General features: G+C 61.9%; 17 protein-coding genes. 7 read left to right on the plus strand and 10 right to left on the minus strand.

Annotated elements, in window-relative coordinates; genetic code table 11:
• The 4 genes from GNZ12_RS19090 to GNZ12_RS19105 all read right to left on the minus strand — a co-directional run.
• Positions 1 to 290: Ldh family oxidoreductase (locus tag GNZ12_RS19090; protein WP_172312521.1), on the minus strand; the 290-nt coding region annotated here is incomplete at its 3' end.
• 112 nt (positions 291 to 402) lie between these two features.
• Positions 403 to 1,749, minus strand: coding sequence for a C4-dicarboxylate transporter DctA (gene dctA, locus GNZ12_RS19095; RefSeq protein ID WP_172312523.1), 1,347 nt, complete (start codon positions 1,747 to 1,749; stop codon positions 403 to 405).
• 166 nt (positions 1,750 to 1,915) lie between these two features.
• Positions 1,916 to 3,091 carry a UxaA family hydrolase gene (locus GNZ12_RS19100; protein ID WP_074287715.1) on the minus strand — a complete coding sequence of 392 codons (1,176 nt, stop codon included), beginning with the start codon at positions 3,089 to 3,091 and terminating at the stop codon, positions 1,916 to 1,918.
• Between the two features lie 84 nt (positions 3,092 to 3,175).
• Positions 3,176 to 3,520 carry a UxaA family hydrolase gene (locus GNZ12_RS19105; RefSeq protein ID WP_235993808.1) on the minus strand — a complete coding sequence of 115 codons (345 nt, stop codon included), beginning with the start codon at positions 3,518 to 3,520 and terminating at the stop codon, positions 3,176 to 3,178.
• 342 nt (positions 3,521 to 3,862) lie between these two features.
• On the opposite strand from GNZ12_RS19105, the gene GNZ12_RS19110 reads away from it, so the two are divergent.
• Positions 3,863 to 4,621 (plus strand): GntR family transcriptional regulator, encoded by a 759-nt coding sequence (locus tag GNZ12_RS19110; RefSeq protein ID WP_172312525.1) that lies wholly within the window; start codon positions 3,863 to 3,865, stop codon positions 4,619 to 4,621.
• Between the two features lie 67 nt (positions 4,622 to 4,688).
• Here GNZ12_RS19110 and GNZ12_RS19115 read toward each other — a convergent pair whose 3' ends face one another.
• A complete protein-coding gene (locus GNZ12_RS19115) occupies positions 4,689 to 5,621 on the minus strand; it encodes a 2-hydroxyacid dehydrogenase (RefSeq protein ID WP_172312527.1) in 933 nt (310 codons plus the stop codon).
• A gap of 263 nt (positions 5,622 to 5,884) precedes the next feature.
• Between GNZ12_RS19115 and GNZ12_RS19120 the strand changes: the two genes are divergently transcribed.
• A complete protein-coding gene (locus GNZ12_RS19120; RefSeq protein ID WP_172312529.1) occupies positions 5,885 to 7,390 on the plus strand; it encodes a sensor domain-containing diguanylate cyclase in 1,506 nt (501 codons plus the stop codon).
• Positions 7,391 to 7,398: 8 nt separating this feature from the next.
• Here the strand turns inward: GNZ12_RS19120 and GNZ12_RS19125 are convergent, their stop codons facing one another.
• Positions 7,399 to 7,701, minus strand: a complete 303-nt coding sequence (locus tag GNZ12_RS19125) for a putative quinol monooxygenase (protein WP_172312531.1) — start codon at positions 7,699 to 7,701, stop codon at positions 7,399 to 7,401.
• Between the two features lie 173 nt (positions 7,702 to 7,874).
• Positions 7,875 to 8,198, minus strand: coding sequence for a VOC family protein (locus GNZ12_RS19130; RefSeq protein WP_172312533.1), 324 nt, complete (start codon positions 8,196 to 8,198; stop codon positions 7,875 to 7,877).
• A gap of 208 nt (positions 8,199 to 8,406) precedes the next feature.
• Here GNZ12_RS19130 and GNZ12_RS19135 point away from each other — a divergent pair, with 208 nt between their 5' ends.
• Entirely contained in the window at positions 8,407 to 8,748 is a 342-nt protein-coding gene (locus GNZ12_RS19135) for a zinc ribbon domain-containing protein YjdM (RefSeq protein ID WP_097396833.1), read from the plus strand.
• A gap of 50 nt (positions 8,749 to 8,798) precedes the next feature.
• On the opposite strand, the gene GNZ12_RS19140 is transcribed toward GNZ12_RS19135, so the two are convergent.
• Positions 8,799 to 10,199, minus strand: coding sequence for a heavy metal sensor histidine kinase (locus GNZ12_RS19140; protein WP_172312535.1), 1,401 nt, complete (start codon positions 10,197 to 10,199; stop codon positions 8,799 to 8,801).
• Complete coding sequence (locus GNZ12_RS19145) at positions 10,196 to 10,867, minus strand: heavy metal response regulator transcription factor (protein ID WP_172312537.1); 672 nt, start codon at positions 10,865 to 10,867, stop codon at positions 10,196 to 10,198. The genes GNZ12_RS19140 and GNZ12_RS19145 overlap by 4 nt, the downstream gene beginning before the upstream one ends.
• A 186-nt stretch (positions 10,868 to 11,053) precedes the next feature.
• On the opposite strand from GNZ12_RS19145, the gene GNZ12_RS19150 reads away from it, so the two are divergent.
• The 3 genes from GNZ12_RS19150 (at position 11,054) to GNZ12_RS19160 (ending at position 13,174) form a co-directional block, all read left to right on the plus strand.
• The gene (locus tag GNZ12_RS19150) at positions 11,054 to 11,686 is read left to right on the plus strand and encodes a hypothetical protein (RefSeq protein WP_172312539.1); all 633 of its coding nucleotides are present in this window, start codon (positions 11,054 to 11,056) and stop codon (positions 11,684 to 11,686) included.
• Between the two features lie 85 nt (positions 11,687 to 11,771).
• Positions 11,772 to 12,404 (plus strand): cytochrome b/b6 domain-containing protein, encoded by a 633-nt coding sequence (locus GNZ12_RS19155; RefSeq protein ID WP_172312541.1) that lies wholly within the window; start codon positions 11,772 to 11,774, stop codon positions 12,402 to 12,404.
• Complete coding sequence (locus GNZ12_RS19160; protein WP_172312543.1) at positions 12,401 to 13,174, plus strand: molybdopterin-dependent oxidoreductase; 774 nt, start codon at positions 12,401 to 12,403, stop codon at positions 13,172 to 13,174. The genes GNZ12_RS19155 and GNZ12_RS19160 overlap by 4 nt, the downstream gene beginning before the upstream one ends.
• 18 nt (positions 13,175 to 13,192) lie before the next feature.
• Here GNZ12_RS19160 and GNZ12_RS19165 read toward each other — a convergent pair whose 3' ends face one another.
• Positions 13,193 to 14,221 (minus strand): AraC family transcriptional regulator, encoded by a 1,029-nt coding sequence (locus GNZ12_RS19165; protein WP_172312545.1) that lies wholly within the window; start codon positions 14,219 to 14,221, stop codon positions 13,193 to 13,195.
• Between the two features lie 320 nt (positions 14,222 to 14,541).
• On the opposite strand from GNZ12_RS19165, the gene GNZ12_RS19170 reads away from it, so the two are divergent.
• Positions 14,542 to 15,594: an NAD(P)-dependent alcohol dehydrogenase gene (locus GNZ12_RS19170; protein WP_172312547.1), complete on the plus strand. Its 1,053-nt coding sequence runs from the start codon at positions 14,542 to 14,544 to the stop codon at positions 15,592 to 15,594.
• The last annotated feature ends 714 nt before the right edge of the window (positions 15,595 to 16,308 follow it).

Below are 16,308 nucleotides of genomic sequence, written 5' to 3' on the forward strand. Positions count from 1 at the left end.
GTCGCCACCGCGAGATCGCAGGCGGGATAAGCCAGCCCGTCCGCACCGTCGACCAGCACGGCCGCGCCACGATCCGCCACGATTCCCGGCTGCGCCACCGGATCGACGCGGCCATTGCGCAACTGCGCGCAATACATCGGCAGCCGCGATACCCCGTGCGACGACAATCCGCGCAGGTCTGCGTAGACGAGCGCACGCGCGGTCGATTCGGCGGTAGTCTGCAGCGCGCCCGCCCGGCGCAGCGAGTCGATTGCAAGCGCGGTCAGCGCGTCAGGTAACAGTCGGGCCATCGAACCGTCCTTGCGTGTGGATTGGCGTGTGGGTTCAGTCCGAAAGCGCCGCTGCGACTCGTTGCGCGACGAGCGAACTCACGCGCTCGTTGGATTGAACCGTCAGTCTCCTTCATTTAGCCGCCTTTTCCCGCAGCGGATGAGCAGCGGATTGACGTGTTTCTTCGAGACCGAGGCGGACCGCCGTCGGCTGCTGCCCTTGAGCTTGCGCCTCGCGCGGCGCGGCGAGGAATTCGCGCGCGGCGCGTGCATCGAATGCGCCTTCCCAACGCGCGACCACCAGCGTCGCCACCACATTGCCGATCATATTGGTGAGTGCGCGAACCTCGTTGAGCACCCGGTCGACGCCGAGAATCAGCGTGATACCCGCCACCGGAATGATGTTGTGCGTGGACAGCGTCGCTGTCAGCGCAACCAGCGCCGCACCGGCCACGCCCGCACCGCCCTTCGAGGTCAGCATCAGGATCGCCAGCAGCCCGAGCTGCTGCATCAGCGACAGATGTGTGTTGGTCGCCTGCGCGATGAAGAGCGAGGTCATCGTGAGGTAGATCGCCGCGCCGTCGAGATTGAACGAATAGCCGGTGGGCAGCACGAGCCCGACGATCGCCTTTGGACAACCCATGCGTTCGAGCTTCTCCATGAGGCGCGGCAACACGGACTCCGTGGTGGAGGTGCCGAGCACGATCAGCAGTTCTTCGCGGAAGTACCTGAGCAGCGGCCAGAGCCCCACGCCCGCCCAGCGCGCCGCCGCACCGAGTACGATCGCCACGAACAGGATGCTGGTGACGTAGAAGCACAGAATCAGCAGACCGAGCTGCTGCAAGGTGCCGATGCCGTATTTACCGACCGTGAAGGCGATCGCGCCAAATGCGCCGAGCGGTGCGAGCCGCATGATCATCTCGACGATGCGCATCAGCGTGTCGCCGAACTGCTCGATGCCGCGCATGAGCAGCCGGCTGCGCTGCGACATGATCGATAGCGCAATGCCGAACAGTACGGAGAACAACAGCACCTGCAGCAGATCGCCGCGCGCAAACGCGCCCACCACCGAATTCGGTACGATCAGATCGAAGAAACTCGACGACGCCGCGTGTGCGTCCGCCACGTAGTGCGACACGGCGTGCGCATCGAGCGTGGCGGGATCGATGTTTAGCCCCGCGCCCGGACGCAGCACGTTTGCCACGACGAGCCCGATCACGAGCGCGATGGTGGTCACCACCTCGAAGTAGAGCAGCGTCTTGAAGCCGACGCGGCCCACCTGCTTCAGGCTCTCCATCCGCGCAATGCCCACCGAGACCGTACAGAAGATCACCAGTGTGATCAGCATCTTGATGAGACGGATGAAGGTGTCACCGAGCGGTTTCATTTCGACGCCGAACGAAGGCGCGAAGTAACCGACGAGAACCCCGGCTGCAAGTCCGATCAGGACCTGCACGTAGAGATGTTTGAGCACGCGCAAGATGGTGTCTCCTCCACTCGCTGCCGCCAGATGTCAAGCCGGCGCCGTTGCGGCATGGCTTGCCGGGCACGGGTGCCGTCGCGGCCGTTCTCCGTGCCGGCACGCGCCGGAATGTTGAGGTCCGCTCCGACCTTATCAGGCGCCCGGAGCGGCCATGCCGCCAGATTCAGGCGCTTTCGAACAGACGGGTCAGCACGAACTCGCGATGGCCGAGCGCTTCCGCCGACGTGAAACGGCCGTTGATCGTGGCCATCATGCATTCGAGCAGTTTGTCGCCACTCTGGTCGAGATTCTGCTCGCGCTGCAGGATACCGGTCACGTCGACGTCGATATGCTCGCCCATGGTGCGAACCGTACGCGGGTTCGCGCAGATCTTGATGACCGGCACGATCGGATTGCCGATCACGTTGCCCTGGCCCGTCGGGAAAAAGTGGACCACGAAGCCGGACGCCGCGCACAACGTCACCATTTCCGCCGCCGCCGACGACGAGTCCATGAACCACAGGCCCGAGTGCGTCGGTTCCTCGGCCTTGTCGAGCACACCGTCCACCATGCACTTCTTGCCAATCTTCTGGATATTGCCGAGCGCCTTCTCTTCGATGGTCGTCAGGCCGCCCGCGATATTGCCCTTGGTCGGCTGCGACTCCGACAGGTCGTCCGTTTTCCAGCGATTGATCATGTCCTGATAGCGATCGAACATGAACTGAAAACGCTCGCGCACGCCGTCGTTGGCGCAGCGCGCGGCGACGATCTGTTCGCCGCCGGTGAGCTCCGAAGTCTCGCCGAAGACGAGCGTGGTGCCGAGGCCATACAGCTTGTCGAAAGCATTGCCGACCGTCGGGTTCGCGCCGCAGCCCGAGGTGGTATCCGACTCGCCGCATTTGGTGGAGACCCACAGCTCCGAGATCGGGCACGCCACGCGATCGAGCGATGTGGCGTACTGCACCATTTCTTTCGCTGCCTTCGAAGCACGCATGATCGTGTCATGGTCGCCGTGCAGTTCGATGCCGAAGCCCATCACCGGCTTGCCGGTTTTCGCAATGCCGTCGACAACGCGCTTGGTCCAGCCTTCCTCGATGCCGATCACGACCACGGCCGCGACGTTCGGGTTGCTGCCCGCGCCGATCAGCGTGCGGAAATGCAGATCGAGGTCGGCGCCGAACTGCAGCCGCCCGTACGGGTGCGGCAGCGCCATCGTGCCCTTGATATTGTTTTCGACGGCCTGCGCGGCGGCGTTCGACAGATCGTCGACCGGCAGAATGATCACATGGTTGCGCACGCCAACGCGGCCATTGTCGCGACGATAGCCGCGGAAAGTCGTATCCAGGTCAATCACGCTCATGGTGTGTCTCTCGTTCGGGTTCGGTTCGGTTCGATTTGATGCGTTTCGCAAAAGGACAAGCGGCGGCTGGAAACAAGCCCCCGCTTACCAGCGCTTCGTCTTGATGTTGTGCACGTGAGCGTGCTCGCCGGCGCTGATCGGCGCGACCACCTTGCCGATATCCACGCCGTACTTGAACACCGTGTCGCCGACCGCCATGTCCTTGAGCGCCACCTTGTGACCGATCGGAATGTCCTGCCTGGCGGGGAACGTGACGATCTCGTCGTCCTCCATGATCCACGCATTGAGTTGCGTGCCCGCCTTGATGCCCTCGACGACCGCCACACCAACCGTGTCTTTCGCCTCGTGCAGCACGATATGAATCGTCTTGCGTTCAGGCGTCGCGCCCGCTGACGCGGTGCCGTTGATGTCTGCCGTGGGATTGCTCATTAGCATCTCCGTTCGTGTGTTGAATGCGGTGTGGGTCCCGCCGGGGCAGCGAGCCAACCGCGCTGCTGTGAATCGATATTAGGCGGCAGGTTTATGGATGTCAACTAGGTCATATATATGTCTTAGATGAGTGTTTTCCGGGACTGCCCGCGCTTTGCGGCTGGCGAGTTCAGTCCATGCGGATGCGTGCGGCGTTTCCACACGCCAGGTAAAAACCCGTGTCGCGACTAGCCTACAAAAACTATGTCATCTAGATGGGTTAGATGAGATAGTCGGCTAAAATCAGGGCGGGGTTAACCTTCGCGAGCGGCGTCGCGCGGCTCGCGCATTTCAGGGGTTGTCATGAGCACGCTCGCCATCAATCCGCCCGCGCTGGGCGGCACGCGGTACAAGGAGGTCAAGAGCGCGATTCTGGCCGCGCTCTCGGCGGGCGAATGGAAAGGCGGCGAATGCATTCCTTCGGAGAAGCGGCTGGCCGAACGGTTCGGCGTGTCCATCGGCACGCTGCGTAAAGCGATCGACGAACTCTGCGCCGAGAACATTCTGATCCGTCATCAGGGTCTCGGCACCTTCGTGTCCATGCATCAGCGCGACCGGCATTTTTTCCGGTTTTTTCGCATTGTCCGGCGCGATGGTGACAAGGCCTATCCCGTTGTCACGTTGATCGATTTCAAAAAGGCGCGTGCATCCCGCGAGGTCGCGGCCATGCTCAACATCGAAACCGGCGCGCGCGTGGTCCAGTTCGTCAACGGCCTGGCGCTGCATGGCAAAACCGTTCTGATCGAGCACATCACGGTGCCGGAAGCCCATTTTCCGGGCCTCACTGAAACAAAGCTCCGTAACCGGCCCAACACGCTCTACAACTTTTACCAGGACGTGTTCGGCATCAACGTGGTCGAGACCGATGAACGCGTGAGCGTGGCATCGGCCAACGAGCTGGAAAGCACCCAGTTGGACGTGAGCGTCGGCGCACCGTTGCTCGAAATCCGGCGGATCGCCTACTCGTATCACCGCAGCGCGGTCGAACTGCGCGTTTCGCGGCTCAATACCGAGGAGTACGAGTACATCGGCACCCACGCGGGGCGCGAAGCAGAACGGTAGGCCGGGTGGGTAGAAGCTCGGCGGTCAGCCGCAAACGGCGGACGTGCGGCTTGCCCGCGTGCGCTGCCTAGATCGGGGTCAACACCGCTTCGCCAGCGGAATGCCGCTTCGCGTTGGCCAGAAAGTTGTCGACCGAGGCCGCGATCGCTTCCGGCGAGCGGCCGCCCACATGCGGAGTCAGCACCACATTACGCAGCTTGAGCAAGGCCTCGGGCGGATGCGGCTCGCCCTCGTAGACGTCGAGGCCCGCACCGGCAATCGTTCCCGCGGTAAGCGCCTGCGCCAACGCGGCGGTATCCACGACACTGCCGCGCGAGACGTTGACCACGAAACCGTTGGGCCCCAGCGCCTCCAACACCTCGGCGTCGATCAGATGATGCGTACTCGCGCCGCCCGGCGTTGCCACCACCAGAAAATCGCACCACTGCGCGAGCCCCTGCACGCTGTCGAAATAGCGCAACGACGTGTCTTCACGCGGTTTGCGGTTGTGATACCCGAGTTCCATATCGAACCCGGCGCCACGCCGTGCGACCTTCGCGCCGATATTGCCGAGCCCGACGATCCCGAGCCGCTTGCCGGACACGTTCGGGCGCATTGGCAAGGTGTCGCGCCAGACGCCCTCGCGGGTCGCCTGATCGAGTTGCGGCACATCGCGCACCACCGCGAGCAGTAAGGCGAACGCGTGATCGGCCACGCAGTGATCGTTGGTGCCCGCGCCGCTGACGAGCACGATGCCGCGCGAGCGGGCATGGTCGACGGCGAGGTTTTCATAGCCGGCGCCGAGCACGCTGACAAACTCGAGCTGCGGCATCCGGTCGATGTCAGCGGCTGTCAGCCCGGTCGTACCGTTGGTCAGCACGGCGCGGATCGCCTCGCCGTGCGCGGCGATCGCGGCGGCCCGCTGGGTGGCATCGGGTGCATAGACGACGTCGAAAGCGGCCTCGACACTGGCGCGGCTTGCGTCCTTCAAGGGGATCAGAACCAGCAGGGATGGCTTCATAACGGGCGCTTTTTTCTTTCGGGAAAGACGACGAGTGAGTGTAACAAGCCTCTCGCCGCCCCGCTGGCAAGCGGCCACACGCTGCCACAAGCGAAAGGCCCTGCGGTGAGCCTGCTGCCGTGCAGCCTAAAGTCCATCCGAACCACGCCGTTATCTTCGTGGATGGACCGGCGCAAACAGAATGCGTCATGCGTCTTTCTTTTTTGGCCGAACCGAAGCCCAAGCCGCTTTAGAATAGCCGGAACTCCGACCACGGGAATCTCATGCTGGACAACCTCCCGCGCGGCTCAGTGCCCGCCAACGACGCCCCGCAGGAAGTCCCCATACGGGACGATTCCGAAATGTTCGAACTCGCGCCCGTCTCGCTCTGGCTCGAAGACTTCAGCGGCGTGCGCGCGCTCTTCGACGCATGGCGGGCACAAGGTGTGACGGATCTGCGCGCCCATTTCGCCGACGATCCGACCCGGGTGGTCGAATGCGCGCACAGCATCCGCGTCATCAAGGTCAATCAGAAGACGCTGGCACAATTCGAGGCCGCCGATTTCGACGCGCTCACCGCCAATCTCGCCTCGGTGTTCCGCGACGACATGCTCAAGACCCACCTCGAAGAGCTATGCCAATTATGGGCGGGTCAGGCGACGTTCACGAGCCAGACGGTCAACTACACGCTCGGCGGCCGCCGGCTCGACGTGCTGCTCAAAGGCGCCGTACTACCCGGCCATGAAGAACGCTGGGACCGCGTGCTCGTCTCCGTCGAAGACATCACCGAACTGGAAGGCGCGCGGCATCGCGTGACGCTGGCCGAACAGTATGTGCGCGGCCTGTTCGAACACTCGCCGGTGTCGCTGTGGGTGGAAGATTTCAGCGCCGTCAAGCGGCTGCTCGACGACGCGCGCGCGGCCGGCATCAGCGATTTTCGCGTGTTCACCGACGTACATCCGGAGTTTGTCGAGCGCTGTATGCAGGAAATTCACGTGCTCGACGTCAACCAGCACACGCTCGACATGTTCGCGGCGAAAGACAAGAAAACGCTGCTGGCGCGCTTGCCCGACGTTTTCCGCGACGACATGCGGCCGCATTTCCGCGAGCAGCTGATCGATCTATGGGACGGCAAGCTGTTCCAGCAACGCGAAGTGCTCAACTATTCGCTCGATGGCAGCGAGGTGCACGTGCATCTGCAGTTCTCGGTGCTCCCCGGTCATGAGAACCATTGGGACCTGGTGCTGGTGGCCCTCACCGACATCACGGCGCGCAAGAAGGCCGAAGCCTATCTTGAGTTCCTCGGCAAGCACGACGTGCTGACCAAGCTGCGCAACCGCTCCTTCTACGTGGATGAATTGAACCGGCTCGAACGCAAGGGGCCCTGGCCAGTCACGATCATCATGGCCGATCTGAACGGCCTCAAACGCGTCAACGATCAACTCGGCCACGCTGCGGGCGATGCGCTGCTGCGGCGCGCCGGTGAGGTAATCGGCAAGGCGACGGACGCACCGTTCCACGCGGCGCGCATCGGCGGAGACGAATTTGCGATTTTGATGTCGGACACCGATGAGCGCGGCGGCGCCGCGATGATCGATGCCATTCGCCAACTGGTCGAGATGAACAACCAGTTTTATCCGGGCTCGGTGCTGAGCTTTTCGATGGGCGCGGCGACCTGCCAGCGGGGCGACCGGCTCGAAGCCGGCGTCCAGCGCGCCGACCTGCTGATGTATGAGGAAAAGCGCGCGCACTATGCAAATCAGCTGGGCTCGGACGCGCGAGCGGACTGAACGCTGGATCAGCCCGGCAGTTTCGCCGCCAGCACGTCGAGCTTATGGATGGCCGGCGGTGTGGCGAACAGTTCGCCGGCCTTCGCCATCAACGCAGCCGCCACTTTGCCGGACAGATGCGCTTCACGGCCAGCCTCGTCGGGGAAAGCGTCGAAAATGGCGTAGGTGGACGGCCCCAACTTCAGCCCGAACCACGCCGTAGTGGCGAGCTCCTCCTGCACGAGCGGCAAGCCGCCGAGCAGAAACGCCTCCACGTCCTTCTCCTTACCGGGCTGGGCTTCAAGGCGAACATACAGTGCGAGTTTGACCATGGCGCGACTCCTGTTGTGACACGAATAAGGCGCGTTCGCGCAGCGTGGCGGCGCGTGGCTTGGCGAAGCGCTGTGAAACGTGCTGACTCGTAGAAAAGTATAGGCAGCACTCGCGCGTTGCCGCCAGGTGATGTCACCGGTACGGAGATAACAGGCGCCCGCTACGGCATCCTTCAACCCTTGTCGCTACGCACCGCTTCGCCGTATGTCTCGACAATTCGCCGATCCTGCTCTTTTACGGAAAACTGTTCCCATTCGAGCCCGTTCACGTCCTTGCTGCTTGCGTACCCTTCTACCGAATCATCTTCGAAACCGACGTGCCGAAGCTGGCCGCTCTTATCCGGCATCTCGTTGATCGAGAAATTGAGCAGATCGGTGCGCCACATCGCGTAACGGCCGGGTACCACCGCGGTGGGCGGCTGATCGAGACGGCGGGTGTAATCTTCGATGGACGCGTCGAGGCTGGCGACAGCCAAAGCGATATGGAAGCGTTTCATAGCGGTTGTCCTGACGGTTAGGATGAGGTGTTTTCATCGTATCGGCGAAGCGCCGCCGCAACCAGTTGCGCAATCATCCCGGTATCGCCATTACCGGTTTGCGCTAAAACAGCTTCCGGCGCGCGGGGTGAATCCGGCTCAGTCAATGTCCGCTATACTCGCCAGCCCTGAAGTTATCCGCGCCGAGCCGCGGACTGGAAAGAAAATCATGTCGACGATTCCCGCCTGCCCGCAATGCGCAATGGAAAACACTTACCCGGACGGCGAAAATTACGTCTGCCCGGATTGCGCGCACGAGTGGCCGATAACCGCCGCCGCGAGCGCTGACGAGGCCGACGAGCGCGTCGTCAAGGACGCCAACGGCAACCCGCTGGCCGACGGCGACGCGGTGGTGCTGATCAAGGACCTGAAAGTGAAAGGCTCGTCGATCACGCTGAAAATGGGCACCAAGGTGAAAAGCATTCGCCTTGTCGGCGGTGATCACGAAGTGGACTGCAAGATGGACGCAGGCAACTTCATGCTGAAAGCTGAGTATCTGAAGAAGGTTTGAACCGGTCAGGATTGAATCCGCGCGTTGAACCCGCGCGGACGCGCGAACAATTAAGCGCCCGGAAAGCGCAATTCGAAGCGCACCACACCCGGCACCGGACACACCACGCGCGCCGTGCCGCCGTGCAGGTGCATGATCGCCTTGACGATCGCGAGACCCAGCCCGCTCGATTCGGTGAACGCGCTGCGTGCCGCATCCGCGCGGTAGAAGCGATCGAACAGGCGGTCGAGTTGCTCGCCAGGAATCGGCGCACCGTCGTTTTCCACCACCACGGTCGCGCCCTGTTCGTCCTGCGTACCGCTCAAACGCACCACCGTGTCGCCCGCACCGTATCGCACCGCATTGACGACGAGATTGTTGATCGCCCGCCGGCACAGCATCGGATTGACCGACGCCACACCCTGAGCCTCGACCGTAAAGCGCATGCCGCGTTCGTCCGCGGGGCCCTCGAAATAGTCTGCGATCCTGACGAGTTCGGCTCGCAGATCGATCGGCTCGCGGTCGATGGACAGCGCCGCATGGTCCGCGTGCGCGAGAAACAGAATATTTTCCGCGATGTTGCTTAGGCGGTTCAGCTCCTCGAGATTCGATTCGAGCAGTTGCTGATACTCGTCGGTTTCGCGCGGTTTGGCGAGCGTCACCTGGGTCTGGCCGATCAAGGCGCCCACTGGCGTGCGAATCTCATGCGCCAGGTCGGCGGAGAACTGCGAGAGGCGCTGATAACCATCGGCAAGACGGTCAAGCATGGCGTTGAAGGCGTGCGTGAGCTGGCGTAATTCGACCGGTGCGGCCTCGCTGTCGAGCCGCACCGACAAACTCGCCGGACTGATCTGCGCCGCCCGCGTGGCGATCTCGCGCACCGGCTGGAACGCGCGGCGCAGCACATAGGAAGCGAGCAGCGTCGCGGCGAGCATGCCGATCAGCGTGGCCAGCACAATGCGATTGCGGTACGCGGCCAGCATTCGCACTTCCTGAGTCATGGGATGCGCGGCGATCACTTCGACCTCGCTGCCGTCCTCGCGCGCTTTGACGGTGGCGATCGCCCAATGAACCGGCACGCCGTTCGGCAGCAGGGTCTGGCGGACGTCTGAAAGCGCCGGCAGCCGATCCTCTTTACCGGCCTGCAAGGCAGGCATCGCAATGTTGCCAGGGTTCACGTCGATGAACGGCACTTCGCCCGGCCGGCGAAACAGCAGCACGTCTTCCTCGGCGCCGAGCATGGTCTCGAACAGCAATGGCCGGTTCTTCAATTCGTTAACCGAATAGAGATCGCGCACGATGCGGCTGAAATGCTCGACACGGCCGGTGAGCACCACGTCCGCGCGGCGCTGCAACGACAACTCGGCGGAATGATAGAAATAGGCGCCCAGCGTGCCGATCACCAGGCACGCAATCGAGGCGAACAGCACCGTGGTGCGAGCCGTCAACGAACGTTCGGTCCACAGCTTCATGAGCCGTCGCCGAAGGTGTAGCCGATGCTGCGCACCGTATGAATCAGTTTCTTTTCAAACGGATGATCGACCTTGGCGCGCAGCCGTTTGATGGCCACGTCGACCACATTGGTGTCGCTGTCGAAATTCATATCCCACACTTCCGAAGCGATCTGCGTGCGCGATAGCGCTTCGCCCTGCCGGCGCACCAGCAGATGCAGCAGCATGAATTCCTTGTTGGTCAGCGGAATCTCGACGCCTTCGCGCGTGACCTTGCGGCGCAGAACGTCCAGCTTGAGATCGGCGATCTCGAACACGTCGCTCTCGCGGATCACGCCACGACGCAGCAGCGTGCGGATGCGTAACACCAGCTCGGTGAACGAGAACGGTTTGACGAGGTAATCGTCGGCGCCGAGTTCGAGGCCGCGGATGCGGTCGCTGACATGATCGCGCGCGGTCAGGAAAATCACCGGAAGGTCGCGCCGCGCCCGCAGCGCACGCATGATTTCCCAGCCGTCGACGCCCGGCAGCATCACGTCCAGCACCACGAGGTCGTATGCGTGTTCCAGCGCCATGTGCAGGCCGTCCGTTCCGGTGCGCGCGAGGTCGACCGCGTAGCCGCTCTCGCGCAGCCCCTTTTTCAGGTAGTCGCCGGTTTTCGGATCGTCTTCGATGACGAGGATGCTCATGGTGCCTGGTGTTCCAACCCCAATGCGCCGCTGCGGGCGTGGGTCATGGATAGGGACGTGGATATGGCAGCCATTCTACGTGGCCGCGGCGCGCCGTTCATGACGTTTTTGTCATCCGTCTGTCACTCGCCGGAGCCGATCGTGCGCCTAACCTGACTCTATTCTCCACCCACCCAGAGCAGACTCATGAAGATCGTTTCCGGTAATGCGATACGCGCCATTGTCGCCCCCGCGCTCGTCGCTGCCTCACTGTTCGCCGCAGGATCCGCCGCGCAAGCCCAGACCGCCGCGCCCACCGGCGTACGCGGCACGGTGACCGCGCTCTCGGGCGACGTACTCAAGGTCCATACGCGCGACGGCAAAGACGTCGACGTGAAGCTCAGCAAGGACACGCCGATTCGCGGCGTCGCGCTCGCCAACGTGAACGACATCAAGCCGGACAGCTATGTCGGCACCGCCGCGATCCCGCAACCCGACGGCACGCTGAAGGCGCTCGAAGTGCACGTGTTCCCAGCCAGCATGCGCGGCTCCGGCGAAGGTCATCGGCCGTGGGATCTCGGCTCGAACAGCACGATGACCAATGGCACGGTGGGCTCTCTCGTGGTGAGCAACGGCCGCACGATCACGGTCAAGTACAAGGACGGTGAGAAGAAGATCGTGATTCCGCAGGACGTGCCTATCGTCGCTCTCGAACCGGGTGACCGTTCGCTGCTGGTGCCGGGCGCGAAGGTCGTGTTGTTCGCCCACAAGGAAGCCGACGGCTCGCTGGCGGCGAACTTCATCTCGGCCGGCGAGCATGGTGTAACGCCGCCGATGTAATCCGGCGTTGCTCCAGCCGTTCGAACAAGCCGCGTGCCTCAATGGCGCGGCTTTCAGATTTTTCCTTGTTTCATCGCCGCTCACCATGCCCGAACCGCAAGCACGCTTGATCGTCCACCCACTCGCCGTACGAATCACGCACTGGATCAACGCGTTTGCGATGGTCTGCATGGTGATGAGCGGATGGGCGATCTATAACGCGTCGCCCTTCTTTCCGTTCAAATTTCCACTGTGGGCGACCGTCGGCGGCTGGCTGGGCGGCTCGATTGCATGGCATTTCGCGGCGATGTGGCTGCTGTGCGCGAACGGCCTGCTGTATCTGGCGTATGGCATCGGACGCGGGCATTTCCGTCGCAAGCTCCTGCCGGTCTATCCGCGCGACGTCGTACACGATGCCGCATTAGCGATGCAGTTCAAGCTGCCGCACGATACCGGAAAATATAATGCGGTGCAGCGCGCGCTCTATCTCCTTGTACTGTTCCTTGGCGTGCTGCTGGTCGCCTCGGGGCTCTCGATCTGGAAGCCCGTGCAATTCTCGTGGCTTACCACCCTCTTCGGCGGCTTCGATTTCGCGCGTCGCGTGCATTTTGTCGCGATGGCGGGCGTGGTGGGTTTTGTCGTCGTGCATCTGGCGCTGGTGCTGCTGGTACCGCGCACCCTGCTACCGATGTTGACCGGCCGCGCTCGAATCGTCACACACAAAAGGAGCGAGGCATGAGCGAGTCAAAACGCAAGGACTCGCGCAGCACGCGTATTGTCCTCGCCGACCACAAACCACAAATCGAACGATTGCAACGGCGCCTGTTCCTGCGCTCATCGCTTTCGATCGGCGCGCTCGCGATGCTCTCGGGCTGCAACATGCAGGACGGTGATTCGGTCGACAAGGTTTTATGGGCCATGTCGCGCTGGAACGATCGCGTGCAGGGATGGCTGTTCAATCCCAACAAGCTCGCGCCGACCTATGCGGCGAGCGAAATCACCGACCCATTCCCGTTCAACGCGTTCTATCCGGAGTTCGACGCACCGGACATCGACGGTTCGACGTATCAACTGGAAGTGTCGGGTTTGGTGTCGGACAAGCGCACGTGGAATCTCGATCAACTGCGCGCCTTGCCGCAGGCTTCACAGATTACGCGGCACATCTGCATTGAAGGATGGAGCGCGATCGGGCAATGGCGAGGCGTGCCGTTTCGCACGTTCCTCGAACGCATCGGCGCCGATCTGAGCGCACGCTATGTCGGCTTCAAATGCGCGGACCGTTACTACTCGAGCCTCGACATGGCGACGGCGTTGCATCCGCAAACCCAACTGACACTCGATTTCCGCGACGCGCCGCTGCCGGCCAAATACGGCTATCCGCTGAAGCTGCGTGTGCCAACCAAACTGGGTTTCAAGAATCCGAAGCACATCGCGGCAATCTTCGTGACCAATACGAACCCCGGCGGCTATTGGGAAGACCAGGGATACAACTGGTTTAGCGGTCTGTAACGCTTCCTGCAAACGCGCTTATACCGCCGTCACATAACGCGCGACCGGCTTGACCACACGCGGCGGTGGCGCATCGTACACGCTCCGCATGCGCTTGATTTCATCGACAGGGCTCAAGCCGAATAGACGCTTGAACTCGCGGCTGAATTGCGACGCGCTTTCGTAACCGACCCGCGCCGCGGCCGCGCCCGCATTCAAACCATCCTGCACCATCAGCAAACGCGCGTGATGCAAACGCGTGGTCTTCACGTATTGCATCGGCGAGGTCGCTGTCACGGCCTTGAACTGCGCATGAAAAACGGCGAGGCTCATGCCCGCTTCAGAGGCGAGCGTATCGACATCGAGTTGCCCATGATAGTCGGCGTGGATGCGCCTGAGCGCCTTGGCGATCCGGCCGAAATGATTCTGATGCGTGAGCGCGGCGCGAATCGCATCGCCCTGCTCGCCCGTCAACACGCGGTAACAGATTTCGCGCACCACGCCTGGCGCGAGAATACGCGCGTCGAGCGGCGAGGCCAACGCTTCCATCAAACGCTGCACGGCATTGCTCAAAGCCGGATCGAGCGGCGTCGAATAGATGCCGAGCGGCTCGTTCTGCGCGGTGCCCTGTGTTTCATTCAGCGCCATCAGCAACTCGGCCACCATGCTCAGATCGACACGCACCGAGATGCCGAGGAACGGTTCCTCCGGGCTCGCCTCGGTTTCACATTCGAACGGCAGCGGCACCGACAGCACCAGATACTGCTGCGCGTCGTACTGGAACACCTGATCGCCGAGATAACCACGCTTGCGCCCCTGGCAGACGATCACGATGCTCGGCTCGTACATCACTGGCATACGCGGCATCGGACTATTGGCGCGCATCAGGTTGACACCTTCGAAGCTCGAACGCGTCATGCCCGGGGTCGGTGCGAGCAAATCGAATAATTCGACCAGACGCTGCTGGGCAGAATCGACGGGGCCGCGGGCGACCGGGGCGCGATCGACGGGGCCACCGGCGGCCGGGGCGCGCTCGATCGATGCGGGTTCAACGGAACGGGTTGACATGACGGTATAGTGACGTGCAAGAGAATAATGCTTGAAATTTAGCACCAAACGACCTACTGCGCTCATCGCCAGGAGTTTTAGGCAAACCTTCAAGATATTCAGGTATTCCCCGGTTCGCTCCTGGCTCCTACTATGGGAACCCTGCCGGATCATCCATTTCCGCGCTGCGCCGGGCCTGGTCGCCCGTTCACTGTTTCGGTGAATACACCGACTACCGCCTGCGCCGTGATCCCGGTTCACGACAAGATTTGGCCGCATCGGCGACGCACGTCGCCCATCGTTGGCACCTTGCGACATCACCCTCTTTGCTGGAGCTACCCATGAGCACGACTTATGCCTATGCAGCGACCGACGCTACCGCGCCGCTCGCCCCGTTCGAAATCCAGCGCCGCGAACTGCGCGGCCATGACGTGCAAATGGAAGTCCTGTTTTGCGGCGTGTGCCATTCCGATTTGCATCAGGCACGCAATGAATGGAAGAACACGGTTTTTCCGGTGGTGCCGGGCCATGAAATTGTCGGCCGCGTGACAGCGGTCGGCCCGGACGTGACGAAGTACAAGGCAGGCGATCTGGTGGGCGTGGGGTGCCTGGTCGATTCGTGCCGTACGTGTGCGAGTTGCGAGGAAGGTCTCGAGCAGTATTGTGAAAACGGTTTTGTCGGCACGTACAACGGTGTTGAACGGGTTGACGGTCAGATCACCTACGGTGGTTATTCGACGCAACTGGTGGTGGATGAGGCATTCACGCTGCGCGTGCCGGAGAATCTCGATCCGGCGGGTGTGGCGCCGTTGCTGTGCGCGGGTATCACGACGTATTCGCCGCTGCGCACGTGGGGTGCGGGTCCAGGCAAGAAGGTCGGGATTGTCGGCCTTGGCGGCTTGGGTCACATGGGCGTGAAGTTGGCCCGTGCGATGGGCGCGCATGTCGTGTTGTTTACGACGTCGCCGTCGAAGATTGAGGATGCCAAGCGGCTTGGTGCGCATGAGGTGGTCATCTCGAAGCATGCTGAAGAGATGGGCGCGCATGCCAACAGCTTCGATTTCATTCTGAATACTGTGGCTGCGCAGCATGATTTGAATCCGTTTTTGAGTCTCCTGAAGCTTGATGGGACGATGACGCTGGTGGGTGCGCCGGAGCATGATCATCCGTCGCCGCAGGTGTTCAATCTGATCTTCAAGCGTCGCCGGTTGGCTGGGTCGTTGATTGGTGGGATTGCCGAGACGCAGGAGATGCTGGATTTTTGCGGCGAGCATGGGATTACTTCGGATGTTGAGGTGATTCCTATGCAGGGGATTAATGAGGCTTATGAACGGATGCTTAAGAGTGATGTTAAGTATCGGTTTGTTATTGATCTGGATTCCTTAAGGAAGTGATGGTTTTTTGCCTGCGAGGCGCTTGTTCGTCTGGTTGCATTGCGGCGTTGGCCTTTCCTTGATCTGGATTCTTTGGCCTTTCCTTGATTTGTTATTGGTCTATTAGCGTCGCCCCTGTGCGGGGCGGCACCTACTTTTCTTTGCCTGCCGCAAAGAAAAGTAGGCAAAAGAAAGCGGCTCAAACCGCTAGCTCATAAGCGGGTCTCCTGGCTTGGAGGAGGTAGTGGTGCATCTGGAATCCGTGCTCTCGCACACTCCGCGTTAGCGACAAGGCAGTCATACCCCCCGCCTCGCACTACGTGCTCGCCGGAAGGGACCATCACGCCCCCTGCTTCGTTTAGGCGTTGTGGGAGCCATCGGCTTCGCCTCGGCGATATGCCAACGGACTCAGTGTTTCGGAATCGCCGCCGACGCTAAACATAGCTAGCAGCATACGAAGTGCGGCCGGGTACCGAAAACGGCAAGCTGCCTTTTGAAGTACCACGACATCAAATACAGCGGGCGGCCTAATGAAGCGCCGCTGAGCATAAAAAACGGCGATCGGTTTAATGAAGTACCGCGTCGGCGCGCGCAGCGTCGCCGGAAGTATGACGGCCTTGTCACTCGCGCCGAATGTGCGAGAACACCGATTCCAGATGCGCCACTACCGCAACTGCGCGAGGGACCCGCTTAAGAATTTGCGGTTTGAGCCGCTTTCTCTTGCCTACTTCTCTT

It is taken from the genome of Paraburkholderia solitsugae (assembly GCF_013177695.1).
Classification (GTDB): Bacteria; Pseudomonadota; Gammaproteobacteria; order Burkholderiales; family Burkholderiaceae; genus Paraburkholderia; species Paraburkholderia solitsugae.